The sequence below is a fragment of the Dyella sp. genome (genome assembly GCF_036384435.1).
In the GTDB taxonomy this organism is placed as follows: domain Bacteria; phylum Pseudomonadota; class Gammaproteobacteria; order Xanthomonadales; family Rhodanobacteraceae; genus GSA-30.
In genome coordinates this window covers 1-14,210 of record NZ_DASVMI010000167.1, presented here as the reverse complement: position 1 = coordinate 14,210, position 14,210 = coordinate 1, and the positions used below count along the sequence as shown (strand labels likewise).

Here is a 14,210-nt window from a genome sequence, read left to right as displayed (position 1 = left end):
CGGGTGCCTGCCAGATGGCAGGGTGTCACGGGGTTGCGGGGCAGGTGTCAGGTGATGGCGATCGCTGATCGCATCGCATTCGGGCGTGCGTGTTTTTCCGCATGGCCGATGCGCCATCACGTGCGCGGCTGTTCTTGGGAGCCGGCCATGGGTAAGGCCGGGTGCTGACGTAGAGCCAATCAAAAAACCAAGTTGGGGAGTCGAAATGCAGCGAACGATACTGGCGCTTTCGGTACGGCGCGCCTTGCTGGTCTTAGTGGGCGCCACCTGCGTTGCCGGTGCTATGAACGTGCAGGCACAGGATGCATCCAACACGGCGCAGGGCCCCGCCGCCGTGCCTGTAAGTGCGGCGCAGGACGCGGTGTCTACACCGCCGGCTGATGACAAGAACCCGCAGGACAAGAAAAAGATCACCGACCTCAACTCGATCCAGGTAACCGGCACGCTGGGTTCGCTGTATCGCTCACAAGCCACCAAGCAGGATTCGATCGGCGTGGTCGATTCGGTGTCGGCTGAGGAAGCCGGCAAGTTTCCCGACCAGAACGTGGCTGACTCGTTGCAGCGTGTGCCTGGCGTGTCGGTCAATCGCGGTGGCGGCGAGTCCAACCAGATTACCGTGCGAGGCTTCGGCCCCACCTTTGTCAACGTGCTGCTTAACGGTCGCACGATGGCAACCGCGTCATCGGATCGTGCATTCGACTTCGACGTATTCCCATCCGAAGTAATCCAGCAGGCCGTGGTCGAGAAGACCAGTTCGGCCGACCAGGAAGCGGGTGGCATCGGCGGCACGGTCAATGTGATCACCGCCCAGCCGCTGGATTTCAACGGCTTTCATATGACCGGCAGCGCGGCGGGCGTCAACGACCATATCGGCGGAGGCTTGTCGAGCAAATCCACGCCGAAAGTGTCAGGCATGATCGGCGACACCAACGCCGACCATACGTTCGGTTGGCTGGCCTCCTTCGTGTATTACAAGCGTGACCATGTCGAGCAGTCGATCGACACACTCGGCTGGCTGACCAACCAGGATTTTTCGCGTATCAATCCTGCGTATACTCATTTGGCGTTGCCACAGACGTTGCAGGGCACGGTGACGCAGGAGACGCGTACGCGCAAGTCTTTCAATGGTGCCCTGTCATGGATTCCATTCGACAATTTCACCATCAAGCTGGACGGCTTGCTGTCCGAGTACAAGATCGATTCCAAGTACGATGCCTTCGGCTTGTTCACCAATACCGGGGTGATCGAGCAGATCACCCCGGGTGCGAATGGCACTGCGCAGCACTATGTGCAGGATGCCAGTGGCGGCATGTCCAATGATTATGCCGAGGAATCCAACCCACGCGACGCAAAGAATTACCAGATCGGTGCGAATTTCGCATACAAGTTCAATGACACGTTGACGATCGACTGGGATACCGCCCTGTCGCGCGCCTGGAACAAACAATCGCAGAATGGCTATTTCGTGGTGCTGGGGACGCGAAATATCGGTACCCAACCGGAATGGACCAACAATGGCGGCGGCAGTCTACCGAGCTGGAGCAACTTCCTGTCTCCGCTGGATACATCCACGCTGCATGCACACGTCACCAACGAGGGCACGCAGAGCCCGAACGTCAGCGACGCTATCTCGCAGAATCGCCTGCATCTGTCCAAGACGTTCCTGGATGGCACGCTTTCCCAGCTCGATTTTGGCATCGAACATTCCGATGACACCAAGACGCTGGTGACCTACAACACGCCCAACAGCTTCGGTTGCGCCGAATACTGCGGCTACGTAGTGCCGGTGCCGGCAGGCGCGGTGGGCGCGCACGTGGTGAATTTTGGCAGTCTGGTCAACGGCGCATCACCGGGCTTTCCCAACCAGTGGGTGGTCTATGATGTAAGCAAGCTGTTTGCCTACCTGGCCACGCCCGAGGCCTATAACCAGTTGCCGAACGCCGATGCGTTCAAGGCGCAGCTCGATGCCAATGGTGGTGGCTTCACCGCACGGCCAGACCCCAATACCTATAGCAAGATCCAGGAGCACATCTCCTCGGCCTATGCAATGGCCAACCTGCAAGGTGACATGGGCCAGATGCCGTGGACCTTGAACCTGGGCATGCGTTACACCAAGACCGATACGACGTCACAAGCCTATTCGGTGCCGATCATCGCGATCGCGGTCAATCCGAACGATCCGACCAATGCCATACCGACCTACGGCACGCTGTCGCCGATTTCGGAGAAGGGCAGTTATAGCAACTGGTTGCCATCGGCGAACTTCAAATTGAACCTGCGCGATGATCTGATCTTCCGTGCCGCGGCTTCCAAGACGCTGACGCGTCCCGACCTGAACTATCTGGCGGCATCGGTTTCGTACAACTTCCGGCCTCAGAACCAGACTATCGACAAGGGCAATGCCGGGCTCAAGCCCTATGTGTCGAAGAATTTCGACACTGGCATCGAGTGGTATTTCGATGACGCCAGCTACGTTGCGCTGGATGCGTTCTACAAGAAGGTGGACAACTTCAGCACACTCATCACGACCAATACCACCTTGCTGGGTTTTCCGTTTCAGCTGACCGAGCCGGTGAACCTCAACACGGCCACGATCAAGGGCGCCGAATTCACCCTGAACTACCAGTTCAAGCATCTGCCGTCCCCGTTCGATGGCTTCGGCGTGGCAACCAACTATACGTATGTCACCAGCAATGCTTCGATCAGTCCGGACAAGATTGGCAACGCCGGCAAGTTCGCGGTGCCGGGCATCGGTGATTCCGCCAATGGCACGGTGTATTACCAGAAGGGGCCGATCGAAGTGCGCCTGTCATATAACTGGCGCGACAAGTATCTGTCTTCGATCGCTGGCGGCCAGGGCCAGCCCACCACGGTCAAGGCGTATGGCCAGCTCGATCTGAGCGCCGACTACAAGATCAACGATCATGTGACGGTGTTCTTCGACGAGACCAATCTGACCAATGAAACTATCTCGCAGTATCAGGTCTATCTCGATCGCGAAAGCTATGCTGAAGCTGATGGTCGCACGGTATTCCTGGGGGTTCGTGGGACGTGGTAAGTCGTGAGGGCAGGCGCGGGTTCCCTCGCCCGTGCCTGCCGAATGTGCCGATGAAAGTGGCGAGAGAGCGATGTATCTGTTGCGTTTGTCCCATGCCCGGCTGAGTGTGGAAATCGTACCGGGAGTCGGTGGAGGTCTGGCGGGCTTCGACTGGCTGGGCCGTGGTGTGCCCATTCCCTTGATGCGTGCGCGCATGCCGCCCCTGGATCTTGCCGATGGCTCGCCGGACCCGAATCGGCTGGCCTGTTATCCATTGCTGCCGTGGAGCAACCGAATCGCCGGGGGCGGCTTTACCGTGGACGGCCGCTTTGTCGCCTTGCATCCCAATCGTCCAGGCGAGCCCTTTCCGATCCACGGTAGCGGCTGGCAGCGCCCATGGCACGTCGAGGAGAGCTCGCGTACGCATGCCTTATTGTCGCTTGAGGAACACGTAGCCGAGGGCTATGCGTACCGCGCGCGCCTGCGTTACGCGCTGGACGCAGATGCTTTGCTGGTGGATGTGGCTGTCACTCATCTTGCGCAACATCCGATGCCCTATGGCGTTGGCTTGCATCCGTTCTTTCTGCGCCACGGCGAGGTTGCGCTGCATGCGCCGGCTTCGAAGGTATGGATCAACGATGGTCGTACGCCGATTCCAGTGGATCGAATCGAGGTGCCTCATGCATGGGATTTTCGCCAGTCACGCGTGTTGCCTGATGAGGGCGTCAATCATGCATTCCAGCCCTGGAGCGGCATGGCGCAGATCGCCTGGCCGCAACTAGGTCTGCGGCTTGAGCTGGAGGCAAATGTCGATACGTTCGTGCTTTACACTCCGGTCGATGAGGAGTTCTTCTGTTTCGAACCCGTCGATCACCCGATCAACGCGGTGCACCTGCCGGGAGGCCCGCAGGCCAACGGTATGACGTTGCTCACGCAGGGAGCGACGCTGGCGAGGCGCTTCGTCTTCCGGGTGATTGACGAGGATGATGCGCGATGAGGCAGGTAGTCGCAAATGGCTGATCGCATAGCGCTGAAAAGTCCCCTTATCCAACTTCTGCGTTCGACGAGGCGAGGAGGCATGGACCGAGGCAAGCTGAGGAATACCGATGATTCGAACAAAGATCCGATGGATGTTGGCGCTATCGTTGGCCGCTATACCGACGATGGGCTGGGCCGGCGCGCCCTCGTTGCACGTCGATGCGACGCACAAGGTATTTCGCATCGATGCCGGCGACATCACTTATGCCATGGGCGTGAACGACGATGGTGCGTTGCAGACACTTTACTGGGGCGGAAGGCTACAGGCGGGTGATCCTTTGGGGCCGGCAACACTACCCAAATCGCGCTCATCGTTCGATCCGGATGGCGCCAACACGCCCCAGGAGTACGCTGGATGGGGTGGCCCGATCACCATCGCGCCGGATCTGAAAGTGCATTTCGCCGACGGCAATCGCGACCTGGTGTTGCGTTACGACAGTTACCGGATCGATAAGGACACCCTGATCGTTACGCTGCGCGATGCCAAGGCGGGCGTGCTGGTCGACCTGACCTATCGCGCGGATGCCGATACCGGGATTCTTGGCCGCTCGGCGCATATCGTAAATCGCAGCGGTCAGGCGCTGATTGTCGACAGTGCCGCCGCGGCAAGTTGGAACCTGCCTCCCGCCAGTGATTATTCGTTGCGTTATTTGACCGGTACCTGGGCCAGCGAATGGCACCTGCGCACGCGACCGATAACGCCTGGTGCGACGGTGCTGGAAAGTCGCCGGGGCTCGACCGGAGATCAAAACAATCCGTGGTTTGCCATTGCCCACGGCGATGCATGGAATGAATCCCATGGACGTGTGTGGTTTGGCGCGCTGGCATGGAGTGGTTCGTGGAGCATTCGTATCGACCAGGATGTGCTCAATCAGGTGCGCGTGACGGGCGGCTTCAATCCATTCGATTTCGGTTATCGCCTGCAACCGGGACAATCGCTCGATACCCCCGTGTTCTACGCAGGATATACCGACCAGGGCATCGGCGAAGCGTCACGTCTTCTGCATCGATTCGAGCTGACACGCGTGTTGCCGCAGGCGCCTGCGCCGCGCTTGCGGCCGGTGCTGTACAACTCCTGGGAGGCGACGGAATTCAAGGTCAACGAATCCGATCAGGAGCGGCTTGCCGAAAAAGCGGCCGCGTTGGGCGTGGAGCGCTTCGTCATCGATGACGGCTGGTTCGGTGCGCGCGACAGCGATCACGCGGGCCTGGGTGATTGGACAGTCAATCGCCAGAAGTTTCCCAACGGACTCAAGCCATTGATCGACAAAGTACATGGGCTGGGGATGAGCTTTGGGCTATGGGTCGAGCCGGAGATGGTCAATCCCGATAGCGACCTGTATCGCCGGCATCCGGATTGGGTGCTGCATTTCGACGGTCGCCAACGTAGCGAAGGGCGTCATCAGCTCGTGTTGAACCTCGCCCGGGAGGATGTACGCCAATATGTCTTTGACGTACTGGACACGTTGCTGAGCCAGAACGATATTCAGTTTCTGAAATGGGACTACAACCGCAATTGGTCCGAGCCGGGCTGGCCACAGGTGGCGGCCGAGGATCAGCAGAAGGTCTATGTGACCTATGTGCGGCACCTGTACGACATCCTGCATCGCCTGCGCCAGAAGCATCCGGGCGTGGAGATCGAGTCGTGCTCGGGAGGCGGTGCGCGTGTGGATCTTGGCATTATGAGTCTGACCGACGAGGTGTGGCCTTCGGATAACACCGATCCTTCCGATCGCTTGTCGATCCAGGATGGTTTTTCCTATGCGTATGCGCCAGGGGTGATGATGTCCTGGGTCACCGGATCGCCGAACTGGGTCAACAATCGGCAAAGCTCACTGGACTTTCGTTTTCTATCGTCGATGCAAGGGGGGCTGGGGATCGGAGCGAAGATTCTGGAATGGACGCCAGCCGAGCAAGCCACCGCGAGACAATACATTGCCGCTTACAAGGATATCCGTGCCACAGTGCAGCAGGGTCGATTGTATCGGTTGCTATCGCCTGGTGAACAGGTACCGTATTCGGCAACCGAGAGCGTCGCCGGCGACGGGCGCCAGACCGTGCTCTTCGCTTTTCTGCGGCAAGGGCATGAAGCGAGCGACTACCCGACGATCTACCTGCAAGGGTTGGACGCATCGGCCCGTTACCGCTGGCGTTCGATTCACGGCAAGCCGGTGGCCGGAACGCCAGCCCAGGCCAGTGGTGCTTACTGGATGAACCATGGCATCGACCTGTTGTTGCACGACGACCTGGATGCGGCCGGGCTGGTGTTCGAGCGCGTTGGCAGCTGAAGATCGCCTGGAAAAGCCCTCCCTGTGCGCCGGAAAGACGAACAGGATGGTTTTCGAAGTCTCCTGAAGGCCGTGGGTGGGCCTTCAGGCCCTGACGGCCTTGCGGATATTGCTGCGCGAATCGGAAACCATCTTCACCATGGCCTGGCGCGCGACTTCCGGCTGGCGACGGCGAATGGCCTCGTAGACTTTCAGGTGCTGCGGCAGCGCATTCTTGAAATTGGCCGAGTTGCGTGCCGACAAGACAAAATAGGTGCCCAACGCCGTTTCGATCACCGAAAACAGCGAAGTCAGCAGTTCATTGTTGGTCGCCTGCAACATGCATTCGTGGAAAGCCAGGTCGGCGACTGTCCATGCATCGAGATCTTCAGCGGCGGCCATCGCCTGGTAGGCGGCCTCCAGCGCAGCGAGCTGCTCGGTGCTGCGCCGCCGGGCTGCCGTGGCCGCCGCCGCCGGCTCGATGATTTCGCGCATCTCCACGAGCTTGTCGACGAAGCTCTCGGTAGGCATCGAGGCGCAGCGCCATGCCAGGACATCGGCGTCGAGTTGATTCCAGTGTGATTCTTCGCGTACACGCGTGCCGGTCTTCTGGCGCGATTCGATCAGGCCCTTGGCGGAAAGCACTTTCATGGCTTCGCGCAGGGCGGTGCGACTCACACTCATGCGTTCGGCGAGTACTTCCTCGCGAGGCAGGCTTTGCCCGGCCGCCAGTTCGCCGCTGACGATCAGCCGCCCCAGTTCCTGGATCACCTGATGGTGGAGACTGCGCACCGCACCGAGTTTCACCATTCGCTTTTCTTTCCTTTGAAGACGCATCCCCATGAAGCGGATGGCTTATTTGTCATACAAATAAACGGCGATTGACTTATAACAGGTTGATTATCAGGCGTCACTATCCACTACCGCCCGCCTGCCGCGCCAGCGTGCCTGGGCGGTATCGGGAGACGCCGGTACGGGGCGGAGCGAATGTGCGCTGCCGGGAGCGGCCATTGGCATCCGAAGGTGCCACTGGCCGCACCGATTCAGGTCGGGTCGTCGGAGGCTTCGGTCATCCACTTGGGCTTGCGGCCGCGACGTGGCTTGTTCTGCTGGGCGACGATGAGTTGTTCGAGGTAGGCGATGCCTTCCTCAGGAGGAAAGAAGGCCACGACGTCGGCGACGGTCAATTCGTAGCGGTCGCGGAAAGCCAGGAATTCCTCACGGATACGAGCCTGCCGCTCGGCCGCGGCGGCTTTCTTGCTCAGGCGCTTGACGGGTGCGGCAGGCACGGGTGCCGGTGCCGGAACAGGCGCGGGCGCAGGCTCCGGGTCGGAACCCCTGCGTTCTGCGATTTCGCGTTCCAGCGCAGCGAGTTCCTCCTGGAATTGGCGGAAAGGATCTTTCGGGAGTGCCATGCGTTGAGACATTAATCAGGAAAATCCGGGCCCCCATTCTTGCACGCCATTCCCCTTACCGGGCATGTCTGGTCCAAAACTTCGGACTAGTTTTAAGCCGGCGCCCGGTTATTGCCCATGTGGTCAATGGCCGGATATCGATTTTGGGCGCAGGTGCCGCTGCGATGGCTACGCGTGCTGCCGACACGAATCTGCCATTTCGCGGCCGGTCGAGCGGGTTTTGTATACAGGCGAGGCGTATCGGCTCCGCGCACGTCACGACTGGATCGTGAAAAGAGCCATGGGTATGGTCTGGGTGAGTAAAAGCTCCGTATCGTCTGAAGGACGTTTAGACTGCCAGCCGGTTTTCATGCCATCGCCGACCTTGAGCAGCAAGCCTCCCTTCATTCCCCGACTGGTGCTTGACACCAATGTGTGCCTGGATGCCTTCGTATTCGAAGATCCCAGTGCTATGACGCTGTCGCGCTTGATCGCGTGTGGCGGCGTGCATGCCTTTACCGATGCGGCTTGTCGCGAGGAATGGCTGCGTGTGCTGACCTATCCGCAATTCGCGCTTGGCCTGGATCGCCAACGTGAGATGGTGGCGAAATTCGATGCACACCTGCGGTATGTGCCCGAGACAGATCGCATGCGCAGCGCCGTGACGCTGCCGATCTGCAAGGACACCGATGACCAGAAATTCATGGAGCTTGCGCTCGCCGTGGGTGCCCAATGGCTGATCAGCAAGGACAATGAATTGCTCAAGCTGGGCCGGCGCACGCTGCGTGAGGCGGGATTCGCGATTGTCACGCTGGCCGACTGGGATCGGCGATTCACGCTGGTTTGATCGCACGGCGACGATGCTTTGCGCAGTTATGGCATAACGGAGTCATCGCATGAAATCGACCCTCCTGCTCGTGGGTGCGGCGACCTTGGGGCTGGCCGGGTGTGGCACCGCCAGCCAGCACGACACCGTGATCAAGGATGCCGTGGCCAATCGGGTCTTCTTGTATCAATCGCCCAACGATGGCGATGCGACCCTGACGGTAACGCGCGCCAATGGCCTGTTCGGTGGTGGTTGCTCCAGCCGGTTGAGTATCGATCAGAAGTTCGCCGCGGATATCGAAATTGGCGAACAGGCAACCTTCCACTTGCCCAACGGCCAACACACACTGGCGTTGGACAGTTCAGGTGCCTGCCAGACCGGACCGACCCAGATGGATGTCTCCCTGGGCGCTGGCGAGACCCATCAAGTGGCCATCAATGCGCGCGGCACGGCACTGTCGCAGGTGGACAAGCGCTGATCAGGGAAGGATGGCTCAACGCGCCTTGGCGATCTGCGATGCCGGCATGTCGCATTTGAGATAGCGGGAGCCACCCAGCCATTTGTGATCGGGATAATAGGAAAACACGTACTGACCGCCTTTGAGCGTATCGATCAGCCGATGCGCCACCGCCGAGCGTACGGCCGGACAGCCCCAACTGCGACCGATGCGGCCTTGCTTGTTCGCTGCTCGCGAATCGACGTAGGACGCGCCATGGATCACCAGCGCACGCTCCATGGCGCGGTCGTTGACGCCCGGCTCCAGGCCGTCCATGCGCAGCGAATAGCCGTTGCGCCCGTCATACGTGTCAGTGGTACGGAACAGGCCCAGGCTCGATTCGAGGCTGTCGGGGCGATTGGAGAATTTCGTGGCCATGTTGTCGCCGGAATTGCGCCCGTGCGCGACCAGTTCCTTGAACAGCAGCTTGCGGCGGGTGAGGTCGAATACCCACAGGCGCGGCTCGGTGGAAGGGCGCGAATAATCGATCACGGCAAGCCGGTTGGAGGCGGGCAGGCCGCTGGCCGCAGCGCAGTCGGTGGCCTTGAGGGCCAGGCCGATGACCTTTGGATTGGCCTGTGGGGCAACCTTGCGCAGTGCATCCAGCAGGCTTGCATCGGTGGCGCGCGCGGCATGGGACATGCTGAAAAAGGCTGGCACAAGCGCCGCGACACACGCGGCGTAGCGTAGTAATCCGGACATGGCAGGTCGGGCGGCAGGACAACTTCAACATCGTATCAAGGAACTGTTAATTCTTTGTTGTATCATGCGTTTAGCGGGCTGTGCGGGAGCGCCGCGGAAGCCGGGGGTGGGCCCGGACGAGCTCAACCATGGAGCAGGGGACATCTATGCGGTTGCGTGGGGTGATCAGGGTCGGGCTGGCGAATGCGGTGCTGGCGGCGGGGCTGTGGGTTTCTGGCGCGCGGGCGCAGGCGACCGAGCCGGTCGGCGAGGCCATCCATGACACGATCCTGCAAGTAAGCCATGCCCATGTGGGTACCTACGGGCTTGGCCGGGCCGTGATCGTTTTCTATGGCCTGCGCATGGACCGGCCGGTGTGGACGCGGCGGGAGTCGGTCGATCAGTTGTTCGGCGCGCTGCAGGCTTTGCGCGAGGATGGCCTGGATCCGAACGATTACGGCCTGGACCAGTTGCAGTGGCAGCGCATGCGCATCGACAGCGGCGATGTCACGCCGCAAGAGCTGGCGTTGTTCGATCTGCGCGCGACCGATGCCTATCTTACGGCGTTGACGCATTTGTACCTGGGCAAGATCGATCCCAATACGCTCGATGAGCACTGGAATTACGATACACGCCCCGTGGACCTGATGGATGGCCTGAAGGAGGCTGGGCAGGCGATCGACCGCAACGATATCGCCGGCCTGTTCGATCGCGCCCGTCCGCAGCATCCGGTGTACAACCAGTTGCGCCACGCGCTGGCGACCATGCGTGACATGGCCGATCGCGGCGGCTGGCCTGAGATACCCGAAGGGCCAACGCTCAAGCCTGGCATGAAGGATGAGCGCCTGCCGGTACTGCGCCAGCGACTGGTCGTGGGTGGTTACCTGTCTGAAGATCACACCGAGGGTGATCGTTATGACGATGCGCTGCGCGACGCGGTCAAGCGTTTCCAGCAGGAGCAATACCTGGAGGACGACGGCAACCTGGGTGCCTCGACGCGCGCAGCGTTGAATGTCACTGCCGAGGCGCGTGTGGAGCAGATACGCGTGAATTTGGAGCGCGCGCGCTGGCTGTTGCATGCAGTACAGGGTGATTTCGTGCTGGTGGACATCGCCGGCTACAAGATTGCCTATTTCCGCGATGGGCAGGCAATATGGACCGCGCGCGTCCAGGTCGGCAAGCCTTATCGCAGCACGCCGGTATTCAAGTCGCGCATTACCTACATCACGCTCAATCCGACCTGGACGGTGCCGCCGACCATTCTCAAGCAGGACATCCTGCCCAAGGTGCGCGCCAATTCGAACTACCTGGCGGCCAATCGCATTCGCGTGCTCAACAGCAAGGGCGAACCAGTCGAAGGCGTGGATTGGAACAATCCACGCGGCATTGTGTTGCGCCAGGACCCGGGGCCTGGCAATTCACTGGGGCGTGTGGTGATTCGTTTTCCCAACCCGTATGCGATCTACCTCCATGACACGCCGCACCAGAATTTGTTTCAGCGTGGCCAGCGAGCGGCCAGTTCCGGTTGCATCCGCGTCGAAAACCCTCGCGAGCTGGCCGAACTGCTGCTCGACGACAAGCAGAAATGGAGTCGCGAAGCGATCGATAAAGTGATCGATTCGGAGAAGACGCAGTCGGTGATACTCAAGCATCCCGTGCCCGTACTGCTGGCGTACTGGACGGTGGAACTGCATGAGAACGACCGCCCGAGTTTTCGCCAGGATATCTACGATCGCGACGACGTCACGCAGGTCGCTTTGCAACAGCGCCGCTGGTCAGTGCTGTCGCCCTGGATGATGAAGCGCACGTTGTAATGTTGCAGGGCATCGAGCGCCAGCAAAGGATGCGCAGGACCAGTAGCGTGAGCGCAAGCTCGAACACAGCGCAGGTCTGGAACGCTGTTTAACCTTGTATCGGCGTGGCATGGTGCCGGCGGCACGGGTACAGTGTTTTCTCAACGTATCCCTCGTGCCTGGTCCGCGTCTGTGTGTACTCACGCGGCCACAGTTGCGCTACGGTAGAGACTCCCGATCCGCTCAATCGGTATGAGCAGGCCACGTCGAGGTTGCCATGAGTCGCGAAGGTATCGAATTCGTTTCCGTCAATTGCCCGTATTGCGGGGAATCGATCGACCTGGCGGTGGATACGTCGGTGGAAAGCCAACGCTACATCGAGGATTGCCAAGTCTGTTGCAAGCCCATGGTGGTCAGCGTGGACGTGGATGAACAGGGCGAGCCATCAGTCAACGTATGGAGCGAAGACGGCGAATAACGCCCGATTTATCGGCGCGGGGATTTCAGCCCACCGCGCTCATGGGGATGCGATCGAACAGGGTGCGCGAATCCATGACGTCGACTTCGAGCCGGTCCATGCGCGCCCGTGTGGCGATGTCGGTCTCGGTGGTGACCGGGCGGGTCAGGTCCCACATGACATGCGTCTTGAAACCCAGGTCTACCGCATCCTGCGCGGTCCACAGCACGCAAACGTCTCGCGCCAGCCCGCAGACATAGACCTCGAAGATATTGCGATCGCGTAGCCAGCCGGCCAGGCCGGTGCTCGGACGCACGCCCGCCGGGCCATGGTTTTCGCGAAAGCCGCTGTAGGAGTCCACCCGGGGATCGTTGCCCTTGCGCAGGATCAAGTCTACCGAGGACCAGTCGATGGCAGGGTGCAGTTCCGCGCCAGGCGTGCCCTGGAGGCAGTGCGTGGGCCACAGGGTCTGCGCGTGGCCGTAGAGGGGAATCCGGTCGAAGGGCTGGCGTTGGCCGTGCGAGGTTGCGAACGACACGTGACCGCGCGGATGCCAGTCCTGCGTGGCGACGATATGGCGAAACAATCCGGCTTTCAGCAGCTTGCCAATGCCCGGGACAATGGCGTCACCGTCATGGCACGCCAGGGGGCCACCCGGCATGAAATCCGGTTGTACGTCGATAACGATCAGGGCGGCGTGTTCGCTGATGAACTGGCTCATGGTCGCAGCTTGTCCAGTTGTGGTTATGGTTTTTGAGATGCCCGTCGGCTGGACGAGTCTAGCGGCTGTCGGCCCTGGCAGATTGTGACGGGTTGGGCTGCCGGCCTGTGTGCGCTGCCACGTATTCAGATTCGCTACTCGTGCGTTAAGGGAGGCCAGGTCCATGATCGTGTACGGACGGGCGGCCACAACGCGCTGAAAACAAAGCGATCGGGCGCAATCAGGGCAAGCAGGCTGCACGGCATGGATATCGAATCTGCTTGAGCCATCCACTGCCCGGCATAATGGGCGATCGACCAGAAAGGTAATCCGCCTCATGCATTACGACCAATCATGGATGGGCTACGGCACCCTCGGTGGCCTTGAGGCCGGGCTGATCGCCCTGGTCGTGGGCGTGCTGGTCTTCGGCGTCTTTCATGCGCTGGGGCGGCGGGCTGGTTGGCACTACGGCGCCCAGTTCGGCTGGTCATACCTTGTCACGCTGCTACTGGCCGCTAGCGGAGACCTGTGGGACCTGGTGTATTTCAACTATGCCCAGTTGCAGTCTCTGCAACTGCTCAAGGCCAAGCTGGCCGAGGTCCACGATCCGGATGGCATCGGCACCCGGGTATTCTTTGAGTTCGTCGGCGCGGGCATCGGGCTCTATCTGGGCTATTTGCTGTTTGCCGCGCTGTTGCGCCGGCGCGCCAGGGGCGTGTGAAGGCGGCAGGGCTGGCGCTTGGATAACGGCACGCCTGCGACCATGTGTCAGCATCACCGGACTTTGAACACGGATTCTGCGAAAATGTTGCGACGCCGCAATCTCTGGCGGCATGTCCCCTTTTGAAATACCCCTCATGTCCAGTGCTGCTTCCGAACCGGTCCGTCACGTGCAGGTGACCCTGCGTATCGTGCAGATCGTGTGCTTCACTTTTTTTGCCTATCTCGTCATTGGCTTGCAACTGGCCGTATTGCCACCGTTCGTGCATGACAACCTCGGTTACAGCGCGGTGATCGCCGGGCTGGTCATCAGCACACAATACGTGGCCACGCTGCTGACCCGCGGCTTCGCCGGAAAGACCTCCGATACCGCCGGCCCCAAGCGAGGAGCGCTGATCGGCATGACGGCCTGTGGCCTGAGCGGTGTCCTGCTGACCCTGGCCGCTTTGGCACAGGCGATGGCACCGCTGTCGCTTGGATTGATGCTCGCGGCTCGCCTGGCGCTGGGTTTTGGCGAAAGCTGCGTGGGTACGGGATGCATCATGTGGGGCATCGGGCGTGTGGGTGCCGCGCACACGGCCAAGGTAATTTCCTGGAATGGCATCGCTACCTACGGCGCGCTTGCCGTAGGAGCGCCGCTGGGTGTGGTGCTGGCGGGCCGCTTCGGTTTCATCGCCATCGGCATGGCCGGTGCTTTTCTGATGATCGTGGCCTTGTTCGCTGCTTGGAGCCGTGCGGGCGTGCGGGCCGAGGCGGGCGAACGCCTGCCCATGCGCCATGTCTTCGTTCGCGTCACACCAT

General features: G+C 60.6%; 13 protein-coding genes. 9 read left to right on the top strand and 4 right to left on the bottom strand.

What is annotated here, in order from left to right; all coding sequences use genetic code 11:
- Window positions 1-205: 205 nt before the first annotated feature.
- The 3 genes from VF436_RS17390 (at window position 206) to VF436_RS17380 (ending at window position 6,363) form a co-directional block, all read left to right on the top strand.
- Window positions 206-3,058 carry a TonB-dependent receptor gene (locus VF436_RS17390; RefSeq protein ID WP_330905302.1) on the top strand — a complete coding sequence of 951 codons (2,853 nt, stop codon included), beginning with the start codon at window positions 206-208 and terminating at the stop codon, window positions 3,056-3,058.
- A gap of 70 nt (window positions 3,059-3,128) precedes the next feature.
- Window positions 3,129-4,034 carry an aldose 1-epimerase gene (locus VF436_RS17385; protein ID WP_330905301.1) on the top strand — a complete coding sequence of 302 codons (906 nt, stop codon included), beginning with the start codon at window positions 3,129-3,131 and terminating at the stop codon, window positions 4,032-4,034.
- Between the two features lie 109 nt (window positions 4,035-4,143).
- Window positions 4,144-6,363, top strand: a complete 2,220-nt coding sequence (locus VF436_RS17380) for an alpha-galactosidase (RefSeq protein WP_330905300.1) — start codon at window positions 4,144-4,146, stop codon at window positions 6,361-6,363.
- 84 nt (window positions 6,364-6,447) lie between these two features.
- Here VF436_RS17380 and VF436_RS17375 read toward each other — a convergent pair whose 3' ends face one another.
- Together VF436_RS17375 and VF436_RS17370 are read right to left on the bottom strand one after the other, a co-directional pair.
- Window positions 6,448-7,152, bottom strand: coding sequence for a FadR/GntR family transcriptional regulator (locus VF436_RS17375; protein ID WP_330905299.1), 705 nt, complete (start codon window positions 7,150-7,152; stop codon window positions 6,448-6,450).
- A 233-nt stretch (window positions 7,153-7,385) separates the two neighbouring features.
- Window positions 7,386-7,757, bottom strand: a complete 372-nt coding sequence (locus tag VF436_RS17370) for a 2-hydroxyacyl-CoA dehydratase (RefSeq protein WP_330905298.1) — start codon at window positions 7,755-7,757, stop codon at window positions 7,386-7,388.
- A 349-nt stretch (window positions 7,758-8,106) separates the two neighbouring features.
- Here VF436_RS17370 and VF436_RS17365 point away from each other — a divergent pair, with 349 nt between their 5' ends.
- Both VF436_RS17365 and VF436_RS17360 read left to right on the top strand, forming a co-directional pair.
- Entirely contained in the window at window positions 8,107-8,583 is a 477-nt protein-coding gene (locus tag VF436_RS17365; protein ID WP_330905297.1) for a putative toxin-antitoxin system toxin component, PIN family, read from the top strand.
- Window positions 8,584-8,632: 49 nt separating this feature from the next.
- On the top strand, window positions 8,633-9,040 hold the full coding sequence (locus VF436_RS17360; RefSeq protein ID WP_330905296.1) for a hypothetical protein: 408 nt from the start codon (window positions 8,633-8,635) through the stop codon (window positions 9,038-9,040).
- 15 nt (window positions 9,041-9,055) lie between these two features.
- Here VF436_RS17360 and VF436_RS17355 read toward each other — a convergent pair whose 3' ends face one another.
- Window positions 9,056-9,760 carry a murein L,D-transpeptidase catalytic domain family protein gene (locus VF436_RS17355; RefSeq protein ID WP_330905295.1) on the bottom strand — a complete coding sequence of 235 codons (705 nt, stop codon included), beginning with the start codon at window positions 9,758-9,760 and terminating at the stop codon, window positions 9,056-9,058.
- A 146-nt stretch (window positions 9,761-9,906) separates the two neighbouring features.
- Between VF436_RS17355 and VF436_RS17350 the strand changes: the two genes are divergently transcribed.
- The gene (locus tag VF436_RS17350; protein ID WP_330905294.1) at window positions 9,907-11,553 is read left to right on the top strand and encodes a L,D-transpeptidase family protein; all 1,647 of its coding nucleotides are present in this window, start codon (window positions 9,907-9,909) and stop codon (window positions 11,551-11,553) included.
- Between the two features lie 256 nt (window positions 11,554-11,809).
- Entirely contained in the window at window positions 11,810-12,010 is a 201-nt protein-coding gene (locus tag VF436_RS17345) for a CPXCG motif-containing cysteine-rich protein (protein ID WP_330905293.1), read from the top strand.
- A gap of 25 nt (window positions 12,011-12,035) precedes the next feature.
- Here VF436_RS17345 and VF436_RS17340 read toward each other — a convergent pair whose 3' ends face one another.
- The gene (locus VF436_RS17340; protein WP_330905292.1) at window positions 12,036-12,710 is read right to left on the bottom strand and encodes a nicotinamidase; all 675 of its coding nucleotides are present in this window, start codon (window positions 12,708-12,710) and stop codon (window positions 12,036-12,038) included.
- A gap of 316 nt (window positions 12,711-13,026) precedes the next feature.
- On the opposite strand from VF436_RS17340, the gene VF436_RS17335 reads away from it, so the two are divergent.
- Window positions 13,027-13,410 (top strand): hypothetical protein, encoded by a 384-nt coding sequence (locus tag VF436_RS17335; RefSeq protein ID WP_330905291.1) that lies wholly within the window; start codon window positions 13,027-13,029, stop codon window positions 13,408-13,410.
- Between the two features lie 136 nt (window positions 13,411-13,546).
- A partial coding sequence (locus VF436_RS17330; RefSeq protein WP_330905290.1) for an MFS transporter occupies window positions 13,547-14,210 on the top strand: 664 nt, incomplete at its 3' end.